The 17,524-nt window shown below is 46.3% G+C and carries 18 protein-coding genes; 7 read left to right on the top strand and 11 right to left on the bottom strand.

Annotated elements, in window-relative coordinates:
* Positions 1–207, top strand: a 207-nt coding sequence (locus QUA77_RS11375; protein ID WP_333450202.1) for a WD40 repeat domain-containing protein, incomplete at its 5' end; no start/stop codon positions are given.
* A gap of 226 nt (positions 208–433) precedes the next feature.
* Here the strand turns inward: QUA77_RS11375 and QUA77_RS11380 are convergent.
* Positions 434–1,636, bottom strand: a complete 1,203-nt coding sequence (locus QUA77_RS11380) for a phytochelatin synthase family protein (RefSeq protein ID WP_333450203.1) — start codon at positions 1,634–1,636, stop codon at positions 434–436.
* An 874-nt stretch (positions 1,637–2,510) separates the two neighbouring features.
* Here QUA77_RS11380 and exaC point away from each other — a divergent pair.
* The 3 genes from exaC (at position 2,511) to QUA77_RS11395 (ending at position 5,552) form a co-directional block, all read left to right on the top strand.
* Positions 2,511–4,031 carry an acetaldehyde dehydrogenase ExaC gene (exaC, locus tag QUA77_RS11385; protein WP_333450204.1) on the top strand — a complete coding sequence of 507 codons (1,521 nt, stop codon included), beginning with the start codon at positions 2,511–2,513 and terminating at the stop codon, positions 4,029–4,031.
* A gap of 92 nt (positions 4,032–4,123) precedes the next feature.
* The gene (locus QUA77_RS11390; protein WP_333450205.1) at positions 4,124–4,558 is read left to right on the top strand and encodes a DUF779 domain-containing protein; all 435 of its coding nucleotides are present in this window, start codon (positions 4,124–4,126) and stop codon (positions 4,556–4,558) included.
* Between the two features lie 157 nt (positions 4,559–4,715).
* On the top strand, positions 4,716–5,552 hold the full coding sequence (locus QUA77_RS11395) for an SDR family oxidoreductase (RefSeq protein ID WP_333450206.1): 837 nt from the start codon (positions 4,716–4,718) through the stop codon (positions 5,550–5,552).
* A gap of 5 nt (positions 5,553–5,557) precedes the next feature.
* Here QUA77_RS11395 and QUA77_RS11400 read toward each other — a convergent pair whose 3' ends face one another.
* The 5 genes from QUA77_RS11400 to QUA77_RS11420 all read right to left on the bottom strand — a co-directional run bounded on the left by QUA77_RS11400 (position 5,558) and on the right by QUA77_RS11420 (position 7,647).
* Positions 5,558–5,776 carry a hypothetical protein gene (locus QUA77_RS11400; RefSeq protein WP_333450207.1) on the bottom strand — a complete coding sequence of 73 codons (219 nt, stop codon included), beginning with the start codon at positions 5,774–5,776 and terminating at the stop codon, positions 5,558–5,560.
* A gap of 33 nt (positions 5,777–5,809) precedes the next feature.
* Positions 5,810–6,154, bottom strand: coding sequence for a hypothetical protein (locus tag QUA77_RS11405; protein WP_333450208.1), 345 nt, complete (start codon positions 6,152–6,154; stop codon positions 5,810–5,812).
* Positions 6,151–6,369, bottom strand: coding sequence for a hypothetical protein (locus QUA77_RS11410; protein ID WP_333450209.1), 219 nt, complete (start codon positions 6,367–6,369; stop codon positions 6,151–6,153). The genes QUA77_RS11405 and QUA77_RS11410 overlap by 4 nt, the downstream gene beginning before the upstream one ends.
* 415 nt (positions 6,370–6,784) lie before the next feature.
* Positions 6,785–7,336 (bottom strand): DUF2854 domain-containing protein, encoded by a 552-nt coding sequence (locus tag QUA77_RS11415; RefSeq protein ID WP_333450210.1) that lies wholly within the window; start codon positions 7,334–7,336, stop codon positions 6,785–6,787.
* Between the two features lie 164 nt (positions 7,337–7,500).
* Positions 7,501–7,647 carry a hypothetical protein gene (locus QUA77_RS11420; RefSeq protein ID WP_190657804.1) on the bottom strand — a complete coding sequence of 49 codons (147 nt, stop codon included), beginning with the start codon at positions 7,645–7,647 and terminating at the stop codon, positions 7,501–7,503.
* Between the two features lie 9 nt (positions 7,648–7,656).
* Here QUA77_RS11420 and QUA77_RS11425 point away from each other — a divergent pair, with 9 nt between their 5' ends.
* Both QUA77_RS11425 and QUA77_RS11430 read left to right on the top strand, forming a co-directional pair.
* A complete protein-coding gene (locus QUA77_RS11425; RefSeq protein WP_006632500.1) occupies positions 7,657–7,917 on the top strand; it encodes a hypothetical protein in 261 nt (86 codons plus the stop codon).
* Between the two features lie 202 nt (positions 7,918–8,119).
* Positions 8,120–8,290 (top strand): hypothetical protein, encoded by a 171-nt coding sequence (locus tag QUA77_RS11430; RefSeq protein WP_333031883.1) that lies wholly within the window; start codon positions 8,120–8,122, stop codon positions 8,288–8,290.
* A 124-nt stretch (positions 8,291–8,414) separates the two neighbouring features.
* Here QUA77_RS11430 and ppk1 read toward each other — a convergent pair whose 3' ends face one another.
* Both ppk1 and QUA77_RS11440 read right to left on the bottom strand, forming a co-directional pair.
* The gene (gene ppk1 / locus QUA77_RS11435; RefSeq protein WP_333038665.1) at positions 8,415–10,598 is read right to left on the bottom strand and encodes a polyphosphate kinase 1; all 2,184 of its coding nucleotides are present in this window, start codon (positions 10,596–10,598) and stop codon (positions 8,415–8,417) included.
* Between the two features lie 125 nt (positions 10,599–10,723).
* Entirely contained in the window at positions 10,724–10,942 is a 219-nt protein-coding gene (locus tag QUA77_RS11440; protein WP_006632503.1) for a helix-turn-helix domain-containing protein, read from the bottom strand.
* A 166-nt stretch (positions 10,943–11,108) separates the two neighbouring features.
* Here QUA77_RS11440 and QUA77_RS11445 point away from each other — a divergent pair, with 166 nt between their 5' ends.
* On the top strand, positions 11,109–11,579 hold the full coding sequence (locus QUA77_RS11445) for a hypothetical protein (RefSeq protein WP_333038668.1): 471 nt from the start codon (positions 11,109–11,111) through the stop codon (positions 11,577–11,579).
* Positions 11,580–11,684: 105 nt separating this feature from the next.
* Here QUA77_RS11445 and QUA77_RS11450 read toward each other — a convergent pair whose 3' ends face one another.
* The 3 genes from QUA77_RS11450 to QUA77_RS11460 form a co-directional block, all read right to left on the bottom strand.
* Entirely contained in the window at positions 11,685–13,073 is a 1,389-nt protein-coding gene (locus QUA77_RS11450) for a UDP-glucose/GDP-mannose dehydrogenase family protein (RefSeq protein WP_333038671.1), read from the bottom strand.
* A gap of 127 nt (positions 13,074–13,200) precedes the next feature.
* Entirely contained in the window at positions 13,201–14,139 is a 939-nt protein-coding gene (locus tag QUA77_RS11455; protein ID WP_333038674.1) for a UDP-glucuronic acid decarboxylase family protein, read from the bottom strand.
* Positions 14,140–14,717: 578 nt separating this feature from the next.
* Positions 14,718–17,450, bottom strand: a complete 2,733-nt coding sequence (locus tag QUA77_RS11460; RefSeq protein WP_333450211.1) for a helix-turn-helix domain-containing protein — start codon at positions 17,448–17,450, stop codon at positions 14,718–14,720.
* Between the last annotated feature and the right edge of the window lie 74 nt (positions 17,451–17,524).

A 17,524-nucleotide genomic window follows, 5' to 3' on the forward strand; every position in this document is an offset into this window, starting at 1 on the left:
TGGAGCGTCGCCTTTAGTCCCGATGGCTTAACTTTGGCTTCGGGAAGCAGTGATAAAACCCTTAAACTATGGATTTGGGATGTTGATAAACTAATGGCATTAGGTTGCAACTGGATCGGCGATTATCTCAGAACCAATCCAAAAGTGACAGCAGAGGGTAAACAGATGTGTGCTGATTACCTCCTCAACCAAGAGTCAATCCAATAGGATTTAGGCAAACACAGCCAACCAGCCAGATATTCGCCCTACATTTTTTTCACCACCACTTCCACTTTTTCCCTTGTCCATTTCTCACTCGCATCAGTCACAACCCTAATATTTCGCGGCGAATCTTCCTCCACAACCGGCACCAGCATCGGATTATTAAATCTTTCTGTTGAATTTTCACTTTTGTAGTTAATCGAGGTTTGGGAAGATCAAAAGGCGGTATGTGCTAACTCTGAGGGATATTGCACTGATGTCCCTTGAAATATAAAGTGTAAAACTCCTGGAGTGCTGACATTTGTTCTCTCAATCTAGATATCTCTACATCCAAGGGAGGGAGTAGTTTCTCCAGGTGGCGAACCTCACTAAACCACAGTCGTAACTCGGGTTTGAGAGTTGCATAGAGCGTTTCGGGACACGACAGTAATATTGCTGTTATTATCTCTCCTACGAATGGCTGTTGCGGCCACTTGCGTACAACAAACATTGCATCCGAGTCATCGCTTGACAAGCATTGGTGAACAATATCAAACAGTGAATTTAAGTCAATAGCTGCCCGTAATTTCTCAACTGTCTCTGCAGTCTCTGACGAGGTATGCACCATAGTTGTGAACTCAACAGGCAAATGGTGCAGGATGGTACTGACAAATGAAGCAATTGAATCAGGTTGCTCTTTTCTCAGAATGTCTGGGAGTATTTCTGCAAAGTAAGGAGCAACACTACGCCACTGATGTAAATTAAAAGCAACATGAAAGAAGGTTTCTGGCAACCTTTCACTCTTCTGCAATAAAATATAACCTCGACATTGATTAGTGACGGCATCGACAGGTTCAAGTGCTTGCCATAACAAAGGCAAAGAAACCCAGTGAGGTGGATATTTGAAACGGGCAACATCCAGCAGAAGAACTAGATCCCGCTGTGGATGATAGCCACCAATTGGTGAAAAGTGACCATCACCCGTTTGTCCTAATACCTTTCGGCTGTAGGAAACAACTAAATGAATATCACCTGACGCCGTAGTCACCTCCTCAACTGCTTGCCGAAAGTTTTCCAAGCTGCTTTGGTGGTAACGGTTAGGTTTTACAACAGCACCGTTGCAACGTGCGATACAAACAAACTCATCAAAGGTGATACCGTTTTCTTTAATGACTGAAAGAGGTAAACAACAGTCTAAAAATTCCTCTCCATACCATCTCCACACCCCTTTCCAAATGCGACCTGGATCGATGGATAAGGCATTAAGAACAACGACTAAACTACCCAATCCACAAAAAGCGGGTTCTGCTTGAGTATGAAACTGTTCCGCTAGAGCAAAATACCCTTCCATACCTCCCAGTGCCAACGCTTCTCGAAATATTTGCTTTCCCTCTACGGAGGAAAAGGCAATAGCAGAATCTGGGAGTGAACGACGATAAAACCCTTGAGCAGACATGGAGTGTTTTAACCCTTATTGCTTATGGTGCTAATAAATATTATGCAATATCGTCACATTGATAATGATCAATGTACTTATTTACTATTTTTTTCAATTTTAGCAATAAAACGCTGCGAAGATTTGACTTTCTGGGTGCAAATTTAAAAAACGGGATTATTTGCGACGGACGGCTAGGCATCAAGCTGATGAAAATATTCGGAAATTTGCCACAGATTGAGCGGTATGCAGCTCGGATAAATCTCACATCTTGCACCCTTCTCAATAACAGGCAAGATGCCTGTTCCACAAGAAAATTCACTCTTTGTGGAACAGGCATCTTGCCTGTTCATAAAAAGCTTATTGAAAATGGTGCAATATCTCAGATAAATCACATTTTTCTGAATATCCTCAATCACGCGATGTTTTATAAGAGTCGGCTCAAGAGTTGTAATAGTTGCAATAAATCAAATTTAAGCCGGTGATTTGGGTTGGCAATGATGTGGTCGATTTTCAGGGGATTTATATTGACGTTGCTGATAACGATATGGGAATTAGCAAATACCTTAAAGCGCCCCTTTCTGCTCCCTTATTGGCGGGCAGAACCAGCCATTTCCTCAAAAATCACTATCAGCTATCGTAGAATTTTATAGCCGCACAAAGGAGAGGTGCGTCACAGTTAATTTATCGTGTTTACCGTTGGGTGGGGGCGGGTTTTTGAGATTGTTGGTTTTAGCCTGAGATTGTTGGTGAACCCGCCCCTACAGGGACTGCAAAAAATTGGAAAAATGTAAAATTTTGTATAGGGAATGACCGAAGTTATCGAAAATAAACGATAGTTGATATGCAAGAGATTTTAAGCGTCCGCGAAAACAAATTTTAATCAGGTAATAAAATGGTAGTAGCAGCACCTGTTCAATCCGGCAGTCAGTCGATTTTTCAACCTCGCTACGACAACTTTATCGGCGGCCAGTGGGTGCCACCGGTGAAAGGGAAATACTCGGAAAACCTGTCTCCAATTACAGGAAAATCAATTTGTCAAGTTCCCCGATCGATCGCGGAGGATGTAGAATTGGCGCTGGATGCCGCCCACGCCGCCAAAGACAAGTGGGGTAAGACTTCCCCAGCAGACAGGGCGCGGGTTTTACACAAAATTGCCGATCGCATCGAAGAAAACCTCGATCGCCTCGCCATCGCCGAAACCTGGGACAACGGCAAACCAATTCGCGAAACCCGCCTCGCAGACATACCGCTGGCGATCGACCATTTCCGCTACTTCGCAAGCTGCATCCGAGCTCAAGAAGGGTCGATCGGCGAACTCGACGGAACCACCGTCGCCTACCACTTCCACGAACCCCTAGGCGTCATCGGACAAATCATCCCCTGGAACTTCCCGATATTAATGGCCGCCTGGAAACTCGCCCCAGCCCTCGCCGCCGGCAACTGCGTCGTCCTCAAACCAGCAGGCCCCACCCCCGCATCAATCTTGGTACTGATCGAAATCATCGCCGACTTAGTACCAGACGGCGTTATCAACGTCATTAACGGGCCCGGCGCCGAAATCGGCAAAACCCTCGCCACCAGTCCCCGGATTGCCAAAGTCGCCTTCACCGGCGAAACCACCACCGGCAGGCTAATCATGCAATACGCCTCCCAAAATGTCATCCCCGTCACCCTAGAATTAGGCGGCAAATCCCCCAATATTTTCTTTGAAGATATCTGCGCCCAAGAGGATGAATTCCTCGACAAAGCAGTCGAAGGATTAGTCATGTTTGCCTTCAACCAAGGCGAAGTTTGCACCTGTCCCTCCCGCGCCTTAATTCAGGAGTCAATCTACGATCGATTCATGGAAAGGGCGATCGATCGCATCCGCCAAATCAAACAAGACAACCCCTTAGATCCGACAACCGCCCTCGGCGCGCAAGTCTCCATCAACCAGATGGAAAAAATCGCCGAATACGTCAAAATCGGTCACGCCGAAGGCGCAGAATGTCTCATTGGCGGCGAAAGAAACATATTATCCGGCGACTTGCAAGACGGTTATTATTTCCAGCCGACAGTCTTCAAAGGAAACAACAAAATGCGAATTTTCCAAGAAGAAATCTTCGGCCCAGTATTAGCAGTAACCACCTTCAAAGACGAATCCGAAGCATTAGAAATTGCCAACGATACCCTCTATGGTTTAGGTGCAGGAGTTTGGACTCGCGACATCAACACCGCCTACCGCATGGGCCGCGCCGTTCAAGCAGGCCGCGTGTGGACAAACTGCTATCATTTGTATCCCGCGCACGCAGCATTCGGCGGCTACAAATCATCGGGAATCGGTCGCGAAAATCACAAAATGATGTTGGATCACTACCAGCAAACTAAGAATTTGTTAATCAGCTACAGCCCCAAAGCATTAGGTTTCTTCTAAGTCATATCAAATCCCGTACAACTGGAATCGATCTAATTCATCTGCGTTAATCTGTGTTTATCTGCCCTTATCTGCGGTTAAAAAAAAAGAATTTGTTAACCGCAGATGACAAAGGATTTACGCTGATTCACGCAGATGTCGAGCTTCCATCTTCCATTTTCCATATTCCTTCTTCTAAAATGGAAACGATCGCAAAAGTCACCGCAACAGAATCCGCTTTAAAATTAATTAACTATCTCAAAACTCAACACGGAGAATTGATGTTTCACCAATCGGGCGGCTGCTGCGACGGTAGTTCTCCCATGTGCTTTCCCAACGGGGAATTGATAATCGGTGATGGTGACGTATTGCTGGGCGAAATAGGCGGTTGTCCCTTTTATATTGCAGCGCAGCAATACAAATATTGGCAGCACACGCAGTTAATTATAGACGTGGCATCGGGGCCCGGAGGCAGCGATTTTTCCCTGGAAGGGCCGGATGGAGAGCGTTTTATTACTCGTTCCCGGTTGTTTGTTAATGCTGATTAACTCGGCGTTGCATAATAGAGGGATGATCGGGAGAAAAAGTAGCAGGAAATGCCCAGAATGCAAATCCCATAAAACAGTGCATAAAGTTTTGTAACTTTGATATATTGTTATCTTGGATGCCCTCTAGAGCCTTCTATATCAGAAGTTAAAAAAACGGATGAACGCTATAATTATTGGTTGTGGCTATGTTGGAAGTGCCGTTGCCCAGCATTGGCGGAACCTGGGTCACGTAATTACTGCAACGACGACAACGCAAGACCGCCTTGAGGAGTTACAGAAAGTTGCCAACCAGGCGATCGTCCTGAAGCGCTGCGATGAAGAGACATTACAGACGATCTTGCAAAATCAAGATGTGATCTTCCTTAGTCTCGCTCCTACAGCAAACCAACAAGTAGATGCCGATATGTACGAGGAGACATACCTGCATACGGCCAACAACCTTGTCCTTGCCTTGAAGCATTTTCCAAACATAAAACAACTCATATATACCAGTAGTTCTGGGGTGTATGGCAATAGTAATGGAGCCTGGGTTAGTGAACTTTCACCTGTGGCACCAACTGACAGACATGGAGAGATTTTACATGAGACAGAGCAAGTTTTGCTATCAGCATCCAGCCCTGATTTGAAAGTATGTATCTTTCGCCTTGCAGCCATTTATGGACCCGATCGCGAGTTCAAGAAACGGTTAAGTGGGCTTGCCGGCACTACTCGCCCAGGCACAGGCAATCATTTTACGAACTGGATTCATCTGGACGACATTGTATCAGCAAGTGAGTTGGCGCTCGCTCGTCAATTAGAAGGAGTTTATAACGTAGTGAATGATGTTCCCATTACTGCTCGTGAATTGTTTAAACAACTCTGCGATCGCTACGAATTACCTGAAGTGGAATGGGATGGGTCAGATACAACAAAGCGATCGAATAATCGGCGCATATCGAATCAGAAGCTCAAAGCAGAAGGATACAAGCTCATTCATCCAGAAGTGGAAATTTGAGGCTGTTAAATGGCGAATACATCAGCCTTTTGCTCGGGTTGTTCGTAGATTAAAGTACAGCTTCGCTGTGTATCATTGGTATCTGGGGTCCAACTCATGGAGGCATAATAGGGAGTCTTGAATCGATCGCTCGAAAGCACAACCTCTATGGCATCGGGAAATTGGATGTGTAGAAAATCGCCTTGTATTTCACTCGGTTGAGGAGGAACTGGCAGTTGAGCCATCTCATCCAATGAAACATAGGTTCCGCCTGTGGTTTAAGCAGGAAGCTTGAGGTCGTTGACTCGATCGATCCTACAGTGAGTTTGTTGGGACCACCAAGGTTCCGTTGCCTCTTCTTTGCTCTCTCTAAACAATGAAAACAGGTTAGGCTGAGAGCTATTGGCGGCATCCTTGTGGTAGATCGCCGCCGCACTTGTTCTTTTTCCTGATGCCAGGATGTAATGCTCAAAATAGAAGCTTGAACCCGTTCGATCCGGCCCAACCATTGTGTCAGAAGAATGGGGATTAAAAAGCAGATAAGCCTCTGGAGCAAACGGATGGATAATCAGCGGATTACCCAAGGTCAAAACCCATTGTTTCTGCGTTACTGTTTCTGTCATCCGACTCCTGAAGTCGGTGGAATGGGTGACTGTTTGCCGATCGTCAGAAGGAATGAAGCTCCGTACAGAATCAAGAATATCGAGAACCTGCCCTGTGACATCATATCTAACCAATACCCTTGCCAACGTCCGCAGTGATGAGCCATGAGAGTCTCCCACTGCTGTTGAGCAGTTAAAGGTACTTTGGCGGTGATGGAAACTTTGTTCTCTGACATAGGCGTATCCCTGTTTTCCCTATAGATTGTTGTCAATAATTTAGTTTGGCGGATTTAACCTGCTCATTTATCCTACTCAAGACTGAGCCAGGATTATTTGCAACTGAGACTGGTATCATCGACTTCGACGCTTGTTTAACTGCAACTGACAAACCCTGATGCTCTGGCGGCCATAATACCTATCCTACTCTCGGATGAAACCATTTGTGCTTCTCCTGATTTAAGATTGCCGATCGGTTCTCAACTATTATTGTAATTAAGGAAAATCTAATTTGCGCGATCGCCCAATTGCGGATTTAGTTGATGTTGATAGCGACAGGTTTCAAGCTGCCGCTAAAATCAGTATCTAAGCTGATGCAGGATTAATGTTTTATTGATGACTTCAAAATTCACGCACTCAAAACTTAAGACTACTTTAAGCTTGAGTATTTTTAATTAGAGCCACTTCAATTTTGTCACCAGTCTTTTTACTGACTTGGGCGCGCAAACCTGGTCCAAAAAAAGTAGCTATTTTGTCTTGCTTTTCTTCCCAGACTTCGATCGGCATTAGCGGCGAATAAAACTCTAGAATTAACCCATAAGCACCATCAACATCAACTTCCCGCAACCCTTGCAGGAGGGGCCGTTCCTCGTCTGTCGGAGCCAGGCCCAGGCGCTCCAAAGCATCATCTAAGTGCGCGGGTTGGCCGTAGCGAAATCGAGTGACATCTTTGCGGACTTGGTTTTGAGTATCTGTGGCCTGACTTTCTCGCAGGAGGAGAACTTCAGCAGAGGTAGGTTCGGTGAAATCAACTGGTTCGAGTTCGGCCGCTTTCAGGGCCAAACCTCCCAGCAACAGCGGAATTCCATAAAAAAAACCGGCTAGGTTTAGGGTAGGTCTGTCTGTGAAGTAGGCTCCGAAACCGACTGCTGCTATAATACCGCCAACAACTAAGGCTAGGTTTGCTAAAGAAATTTTGCGTAACATATTAGTGAGGTAAGTAGTCGGACAGAAATAATATACTTTAATTATTATCTGTCAAAAAGTCTTGAATAAATTTAGTTTTTTTGCCAAAAGACCTGCAAAAACTGCTAGCATCTATGAGCGCGGGAGCGGTGTGCATCCACAGTCTTGTCTCTAGGTTCAGAAGCTTATCCTGCCGGACTCGCCCGGGCACGCCATCGGTAAATATCCGTGTTAATTGCGCGGCGTTGGTTCCAGAAGGCAATCGAGATCGGCAGTATCATCAAAGTATACAGAGTGGCGATCGCGATCGACACTCTTGCCCTTTCAACCATTTTTCGGACATGATTAAAGACGAAGACAAACAAACTGCTGGAGCAAACAAGGCGGTTCTGGAGCAGATTAACTCGCTCAAACGCGAAGATGAAAGGCTTTATAATATCTTAGCGATCGATGTCTGGGCCCTAGCCAAGACGATGGATGAATATCAACCGGGATTTTGGGCTGCTTTTATGAAAAACCGGGAGAAGGCCCTGAAGCGATTTTTAGCTGGAATGATGAAAAATAAACCTGCAGATACCAAACGTCCGCCTTTTTTGCGCTAAAATTTGGCTGGAGTTTGGCTGAGGTTTTGATGTACAATCAAACTATAACACAGACTCAAAAACCCTGAGCAGGTTCATCACTTCCCCTATAAAAACAGTGAAGGATTTGCCCAAAAAGGTAGGTCGGTGAATTAAGAATCTCCGTCTGTTCGCAGAGGGGAATGTCAAATATTTTTGTTAATAGTAGCAAAGGCAAAAAACCATGGATGCACAAACAATCAAAGAGCGCGTAGCAGAGATCGAAGTCAAGCGGGAATCCCTCGTGCGGCTGTTAGATCGATCGGACTTGGGAGCCCTGAGAATAGATGTGAGTCAGGCGATCGAAGAAATTGACGATCTCTTAGAAGAATTCAAGCGTACTTTTAACAGTTAGGGTCATTGGGAATAGGGCATGGGGAATGGGGCATGGGGCATTGTTGACTGTTAACTAATAGCTAATAACCAATAACAGATAGCTAATAACCAATTCCCCATGCGCCATGCCCCATTCCTAATGATTAATTCATCACCATATCCATCAAAATTTGTTGAGAACTCACTTCCGGGCAATTAGCAGGCGGCCGCCGCTGAGAGTAGTGTCCCCCAGACTGCAAATCCCAAGCTTGGCGGTTGTCCGCCAGCATTACTCCCAAAATTTCTTGCAATTCCTTGGCAATTGTCGGATCTTCTACTTGAACTATCGCCTCAACCCGTCTTGTGAGATTGCGCTGCATCCAATCTGCAGAACCAATATACACCTCTTCGTCGCCACCGTTGAAAAAATAAAACATCCGAGAATGCTCTAAAAAGCGACCGATAATACTGATAACTCTGATATTTTCGCTAACACCCTCAACGCCGGGACGCAAACAGCAAATCCCCCGAATAATCAAATCAATTTTAACTCCCGCTTGTGAAGCTTCGTACAAAGCAACAATGATTTGAGGGTCAACTAAAGCGTTCATTTTAGCGACAATGCGGCCGCAGCTACCGATACCGCCTTCGGCCTGCAAGCGGCAGAATTCGGCCTCGCGCCGGATTAAAGCTAAAAATCGATCGCGCATATTGACCGGCGCTACCAATAATTTGCGATAAGATACCTGTCGCGAATAACCAGTCAAATAATTAAACAAATCCGTCAAATCCGAACCCAAATCCTCGCGACAACTCAACAAACCCACATCGGTATAGAGTCCGGCTGTTTTGGGATTGTAATTGCCGGTGCCGATGTGGACATAGCGGCGGATATACCCTTCCTCGCGACGCACTACCATCACAATTTTGGTGTGGGTTTTGAGTCCCACCAAACCGTAAACTACGTGGACTCCCGCTTGTTCTAACTTGCGAGCCCAATTAATATTATTTTCTTCGTCAAACCTAGCTTTGAGCTCTACTAAAACCGCTACCTGCTTGCCGTTTTCCGCTGCTTGAATTAAGGCGCTGACGATGGGCGAATCACCCGAAGTGCGGTATAAAGTCATCTTAATCGCTAACACGGAGCGATCGTGCGCCGCCTCAGTAATAAACCGCTGTACCGTCGCAGCAAACGAGTGATAGGGATGGTGCAGCATCAAATCCCCCTGCCGGATGGTGGTGAAAATATCCTCGCCCTCTTCAGCATCCAACCTCGATTTGTCTAAAATCCTTGCCGATTCCGAGTTCCGCAATCGCGGTGGCACAACCGGAGTCCAAGGAGGGTCTTTCAGTTCCGGCACCGGCAGCCCCACAAAAGACATCAAATCCTTGAGGCCTAGCAGCCCCTCTACGACGTAAACATCTTGCTCACCGAGATCCAGCTCCTCCATGAGCATATCTCGCAGCGCAGGCGGCATAATCGCTTGAATTTCCATCCGCACCGCAGAACCTCCAAACCGGCGCTTGCGGAGCTCCTGTTCTATTGCCAGCAGCAAATCCTCTGCCTCATCTTCCTCCACCGTCAAATCGGAATTGCGAGTAATGCGGAACGGGTGATATTCCTCTACGTCCATCCCCGGAAACAAAGCTTCTAAATTGTGGGCAATCACCTGTTCTAGGGGCACGCCAGTCCAAACAGGAGATTTGCCCCTCTGCTGCCACTGCAAATCCCCCGGCAGCGGCACAAACCTCGGCAAAACCTGCGGTACTTTGACGCGGGCAAACAATTCTTCCCGGGTGTCGGGGTCCCTGACTACTACTGCTAAATTGAGGCTGAGATTGGAAAGGTAGGGGAATGGGTGGCTGGGGTCAACTGCTAGGGGAGTGAGTACGGGAAATACTTGTTCTTTGAAGTAGCGGTGCAAGTAATTGCGCTGTTCTTGATTGAGGTCTATGTAGTCGAGAATGTAGATTTCGCTTGCTGCTAGTTTCGGCCGCAGGGTTTGCTCAAAATACGAGTGCTGCTGAGTAACCATCGGCAAAAGCCGCTTGTTCAGGGCATCTAGCTGTTGTTGGGGGGTGCGGCCGTCGGAGGTTAATTTGCTGACTTTTGCGTGTACTTGTTGTTTGAGGGCGCCCACGCGCACCATAAAATATTCGTCTAGGTTGGAGCTAAAAATAGCGAGAAATTTGAGTCTTTCTAAAAGGGGCGTGCGGGGGTCGAGGGCTTCGTGGAGCACGCGGTTGTTGAATTCTAGCCAGCTTTGTTCTCGGTTGAAGTAGTATTGAGGATCGCTGAGGTTGATTTCAGTGTAGGTTTTGGCGGGGGTCTTTTTTGGCTTGGGCATGGTTTGAGGGAGTCTTTGGGAGGCTCTGTTGATCGCATCTGTGAATTAGTATCGCAGGTTAAACTATTTGTTCGCATCTGCTTTTAGTCGATCGCTAAAACATTGAATTTAGGTAAAACTTTCAACTATTTTTCTAGGATTACCACGAAATCTTCAATCATCACATCAAAAGTGCGAGCCAGCTTGTGAACTGCTGCAAAGTCAACCATTGCCATCCCCTGAGAACGAGCATAATTGCTAATCGTACTGTAGCCCACGCCCGATCGCTCCGCAACTTCCTTGAGCGTCCATCCCTTCTCGGCAGCCAACTCTCGAACCCGCAATCTGACTAAGCCTTTGCTCATATTCACTATTTACAAAATTTTGGATTTAGTATAATATATCAAAAAGCGATCGCCCCCGGTCTGCAAACTAAAGACGATCGCCAGTTAAAATTAATCCCGACAGATAATTTCTGTCGATCGCACTTAGCAGAGATAGATTTAGCTACCACCACCAGATGCAACTACAATGATATCAGAAAATCAGCTAAGATCGTCAGCGATCGGCGCATCAAAAATTATTCACAAATCGTCGATCGTCAATCCGCGATCTAGATTTGTCACCGAAGAAACAGTGGCACTCCTGTTCAACATCTCACCTGAACAGATATACCGGATCGATTGCTGCCACAACGTGGTGTATGTTCATGCCAAAGGCCTCAGTCGATTTGTCAGCTACGCTGATTTCCCCCCAATCTTAGAAGTAAAACCGCCCTGTGCTCAAGATTTTGTCGCCTGGTACAAACGCTGGAAACGGACACAAGCACCAGATTTTTGGACTAAATTCTATACGTACAACTTCAAAACGGCTGTTTCAGTGGACAGCTTGCTTGAATGGGGTAAATTAGTTGCTACAGTTAAATCGGTAATTTCTGCCTCAGCGCTGCAACAGCTACGAGATGTTTACGCTCAAGAAAAAACCTTGATGGAAAATTTTTAAAGCAGTCGGCGCGAGTAAACCCGCGATTGTTGGCCACCAGCAAGATAAATGTAAGGTGCGCTTCGGCGCACCCTACGAAATAGAGATTCTACTCAAAACTCTTCTTTACCTTCCAATCCCCACATATTGGAAACCAGCCGCTTCTAAAGCCTTCTTGTCTAAGAAATTGCGGCCATCAATCATCACTGGATGATTCATCAACTTCGCCATTTTATCGTAATCTAAATTGCGAAACTGTTCCCAGTCCGTCACCAACACCAAAGCATCGCAACCGTCTGCCAACCTTTCCGGGTCAGTTTCTACCAAAACTCCCGACAAACCGTGACGCATCCCAGTTTGAGAAACGATGGGATCGTAAGCTTTAACTTTCGCTCCCAACCGATTCAAATTCTCGATTAAAATCAGCGCTGGAGCATCCCGCAAATCGTCAGTATCCGGCTTGAAAGTCAAACCCAAAAGTCCGACAGTTTTACCTTTGAGAATCTTCAAAACGTGCTGCAACTTTTCAATAGCAATGAACCGCTGGCGTTCGTTAACTTCCACTGCCGCTTTCAGCAAATGTGCCTCGTAGCCGTAATCGTCAGCAGTGTGAACTAAAGCTGAGACATCTTTGGGGAAACAAGAACCGCCCCAACCAATGCCAGCTTGCAAAAACTTGTTGCCAATCCGTGAATCTAAACCGATACCTCGGGCAACTTGACTAACATCTGCACCAACCCGATCGCAAATATTAGCAACTTCATTAATAAAGCTAATCTTCGTAGCCAAAAAAGCATTAGCTGCGTACTTAATCATCTCCGCTGAACTGATATCAGTCATCACCACAGGAACCTCCGGCAAAGACGGATTTTCTGCAAACTTGCGATCGACAATCGGCCGGTATAACTGTAGCATCATATCCATAGCCCGCCGAGAGTTGCTGCCGAGAACAATGCGATCGGGATTAAAAGTATCGAAAACAGCACAGCCCTCCCGCAAAAACTCCGGGTTGCTAACCACATCAAATACCACACCTTTTTTTGCTGCTACTTCCTCACCCGTAGCCGCATCATTGGTTTGAGCTTTTTGACGTTCCGCCAAACCGTCGAGGACAATCCTCCGCACCCAGTCCCCGGAACCGATGGGAACCGTAGATTTATTGACAATTACTTTATAATCGCCGTCGAGGTGAGCTCCAATTCCACGAGCAACCGCTTCCACGTAGCGAGTATCGCTTTCCCCAGTAGGCAAAGGAGGCGTCCCCACGGCAATAAACAAAATGTCCCCGTGAGCCACTCCGGCTGCTAAATCCGAAGTAAATTCTAGATTGCCCGACGCAGATGCAGAGGACATTAATTCAGACAGTCCAGGTTCAAAAATAGGCGACTGTCCAGACTTCATTAATTTTACTTTTTCTTCGTTGTTGTCTACGCAAATCACGTGGTGGCCGATGTGGGCCAAACAAGTGCCGGTGACTAAGCCAACATATCCTGTACCGATGACGCAAACATGCATACAAATGTCCTCAAAGTTAGTAAAAAAATCAGATAGGAATTGGTAATCGCAAATCGAGAATTGGGAATTGGGAATAAGGAAGATTTTTTCTCTCCCCCACTCTCCCAGTCTCCCTCTCTCCCAGTCTCTACTTTTGGTTTCCCTCTATGCGATCGCGAAAATCCTTTATAGTCAACTCTAAACCTTGATCGAGCGGCACAGTTGGCTCCCACCCCAACCAATTTTTAGCACGAGTAATATCCGGTTGTCGCTGTTTTGGATCGTCTTCCGGCAGCGGTTTAAAAATAATTTCTGCCCCTGGATTAATCGTGTTTTGAATTTTTTGTGCCAGTTCCAATATAGTGTATTCGCCAGGATTTCCCAAATTCATCGGTCCGATTTGGTCGCTATTCATCAAACGAATAAATCCTTCCACCAAATCAGAAACGTAGCAAAAACTCCTGGTTTGGGAGCCGTCGCCGTACACAGTCAGCGGTTGATTCCGCAAAGCTTGAGCAATAAAATTGCTCACTACTCTACCGTCATTTTCCAACATCCGGGGGCCGTAGGTATTGAATATTCGCACAACTCGAATGTCTACCCCATTTTGACGATGGTAATCAAAAGATAAGGTTTCAGCTACTCGCTTCCCTTCGTCATAACACGATCTGATCCCGATACAATTAACGTTGCCACGATAATCTTCTGTTTGTGGATGAACGTCAGGATCTCCGTACACTTCGGAAGTGGAAGCGAGAAAGAATCTTGCTTTTACCCGTTTGGCCAATCCCAACATATTCATCGTGCCGATGACGTTTGTTTTAATTGTCTTGACAGGGTTGTACTGATAGTGTATTGGGGAAGCGGGACAAGCCAGATGGTAAATCTGATCTACCTCTAACCGAATCGGTTCCGTGATGTCGTGGCGGATCAGCTCAAAATACGGGTTGTCCAGCCATTTGAGGATATTGCGTTTAGTCCCGGTGTAAAAATTATCCAGGCAGACTACCTCATGTCCTTGGGCCATTAAGCGATCAATTAGGTGAGAACCGAGGAAACCTGCACCGCCTGTGACTAAAATTCTCATTGTGGAAACTGCCGTTCTGTTTAGGGGTAGGACTGTGGTACAAAAATTCAGTCGCTAGAATGAAACTTTCTAATAGAATAACAAAATTGCGATCGACAATGTAAAGACTTATGCGTCACTTTTATAAAATCTTTAATTAACTTAGCATTTTCAAATACTTGGAACAAAGTGCTATAATTCGCAAATGTCGGTAGCAATTTTTATTTAAGCTTTAATATTTCCGAAAAAACACTCTTGACATTAGTTAGGTTATTTGTTAGTGGTTATTGGTTATTTGATGACTTCGGTCTGAGGTTGGGCGATGCGCTAGGGGATAGCTGCGCTTCACTGGCTTATTTGAAAAAACCAGGGTCGATTTATCTGAAAAGCAATATGAGAGAAATTATGTCGATCTAAAAAATTAGGTAATAATTTCAGGAGCACTATAGTTTTACTTGAATCGTTAGGGCCGCCAATAATGTAAATATTTGGCATAATAGTAATATTAATTTGATAGCTTTTCTCTTAGTCCCCCTCTGCAGGGACAAGAGTTTGTGTACGATTGGTTTCAAGCGCGGAATACTCAAAGGGATAACTAACTATCCCTTCCCTTTCCATGACATCTCAACCCAGCGGCGAAATAGTTCGACAGTAATACAGTAGCAACCATCAATTTCTCGAACCACATCGTGCCGTTCGAGAGTTTTTAGTGCTTCCTGTAAACTTGTCTCATCCATCCCTGTTTCTTGACTCAGCCTGTCGAGATTCATTCCTTCTAAGTGAGGTGCTAAGGCTTTTAAAATCTCCTGTTGTCCCGATGCGCCTTGCGTTGCTTGACCCCACACTCCTGTAAAATAGTAGCGACCTCGGGTGAAGAATTCTGTGTCATTGATGACAGTTGCTACGTCTTCTAGTGTAAACATTGGATCGCGGGGGCGTCCGATTTCAAATACTTGGTCGTTGTAGAGGCGGACTAACAGAAATCCTACCAATTGCGTGAGGTAGGGTTGGCCGTGAGTTAGTTCGTAAATGCGATCGAGGGCTTCTGGTTTGTAGTCGAGGAGAAAATCATCATCGGGATTGGCTAAAACTTGGCGAGTTGCACCTTGACTCAGGAAACCTACTCGGATGGGGATAATGCTAGCAAAAAAAGGATTGAAATAATCCTGGGTCATTTCATCCAAGGTGTGCAATCCGGCAAAAGCAAAGGCTACTTTAGAACTCATTTGCACCATCCCTCGCAAAAAACCGATAAAATCTTGATTGATGTTCCCAGCGTCTATCAATTCTTCAATCTTTTCAAACTCATCTAAAGCAATGATTAATCCACTTTCTATATTTGCTATTACTTGTTCGATGTAGCGTCCAAAAGTGAGATAGGGTAAATCGAGTAAATCGCGATCGGCAGGAGGTGCAATCTTGACTGTTTTGGCAATGGCATCGGTGATGAATATTAGCAGTTCGCCGGCTCCTTGAGAGCAATCTCCTACGCGCAGCAAATTGACATAAGCCACCTGTACTTTTGAGCCTAAGCAGTTGCTAGCATTCAACAAAATCGAAGTTTTTCCCATCCGCCGATGACCGTAGAGAGCCACAGATTGAAGCTGATTGCCTTTTACCCACAACTCCTCTAGCTGTCTGATGATGTCTTCGCGGCCGACAAATAGATTGCCTTGGACTGGATCGCCAATTATATAGGGGATACTGACTGGTTGAGTAATCGAAATATCTCCGATTTTCCCGGTCACTTGCAGTAATATTTGTTGCCATTTTTGGGCAGTTTGAATAGTTAAAATTCGTTCAGATTGTGGTATAATATCTGGACGATCGAGGAGAGTTTCAAGCTCACCTAATGCTCGGTTGAGGGCAAGGGAACGGGCAGAACGAGATAGGCTATTCTGGACGACTTGAACATCGGCAATTACCCGCCGTAGAGAGGCAATTGCTTTCCAAGTAGTCTCACGCAGCAGAGGTGGATTGGGGGAAGCAGGCAGTTTCAGGGAAGCAATCTCAGCTAGTTCTGCTGTTTGGTGAAAACCTGTGAGAATCTGCGCTAAGGTAAACATCTCGTCTCCATAAAGCAGATCTCGCACTACAGCGAAAGCTTCTGTGGCTTTGTCTGGTTTTTGCTCGTGGAGATACCAAAAACCAGCGGCAGAGGCACGGGCAGGAGTATTTAAACGAATTTCTGTTTGAAAACGAGCTTGAATTTGTTGTCGCCAAGGTGCGGTGATGAAAAAACCTGCTACTGCTTCTGACTTCATTACTTGATTTAGAGAAGCTGAGGCAAAACGCACCAACTTCCAATCATAAGGATCTTCTGATAATTGAGCGACGCGATAGATGAGTTGGTCTTTTGGTGTCTCTGCGAGTACACGATTTACAGCTTTAACAACAGGGATAAACTGAAGGGTAAATAGTAGTAGTTGGTTAATGTTGTGCAATCCTGTTTCCCAATCCCGCCTCAGCCAATTAGCTATTTGAAAAAATAGGTAGGGAAGGGGAAGTGGTGTAATGTGAGGAAATTGTCTATTTTGCTGTTGACGCTGGAGTAGGGTGAACGGTAAAGCGAAAAGCCAATTTTCAGGACGTGCGATCTCCACGCCGAACGCCACGCCGAACGCCACGCCGAACGCCACGCCCAAGGCCACGCCCAAGGCCACGCCCAAGGCCACGCCCAACGCCACGCCCAAGGCCACGCCCAACGCCACGCGCGACGCCACGCGCGACGCCACGCCCGACCCCACGCCCAACGCCACGCCGAACGCCACGCCCAAGGCCACGCCCGACCCCACGCCGAACGCCACGCCCAAGGCCACGCCCGACGCCACGCCCACCGTCACGTCGAACGCCTCGCCCAAGTCGAGCGCCGCCACGCGCAACGCCACGCCCAACGCCACGCGCGGCACCACGCCCAACGCCACGCCATACACCACGCCCAACGCCACGCCCGACGCCACGTCGACCGTCACGCCGATCGCCACGCCCGACGCCACGCCCACCGTCACGCCGAACCAATAGATAGAAATGCCTATTTCCTCGAAAAATCTACTTAATCCTACGGGGATAACAATGATTAACATCAAGGCTTGTAGAATTAACTGACTCTGGACGGAATTTTGACGCAACCACTCCCACTTTTCTCGCCAGGTTTTGGCGTCTTTTAAATTAGATTCACCCCCAAAACTAGAGTCATACCACCGCACAGCTTGAGGAAAGAAAAACACCCAATATAACAATCGCAGGTAATCTAAAGGATTCCACAAAGAAAGATGACGCTTTAGTTTGGGAGCTAAATCTAACCGAGGAACAGGGCGATCGTTTTGACTCATAAATAAGTGGGGATGAATAAACAGGACTTACGCACGGGTGGTGAGAAACCGGGTTTTTTACCGAATCTGCGATT

Source organism: Microcoleus sp. K5-D4 (assembly GCF_036704575.1).
Lineage (GTDB): Bacteria > Cyanobacteriota > Cyanobacteriia > Cyanobacteriales > Microcoleaceae > Microcoleus.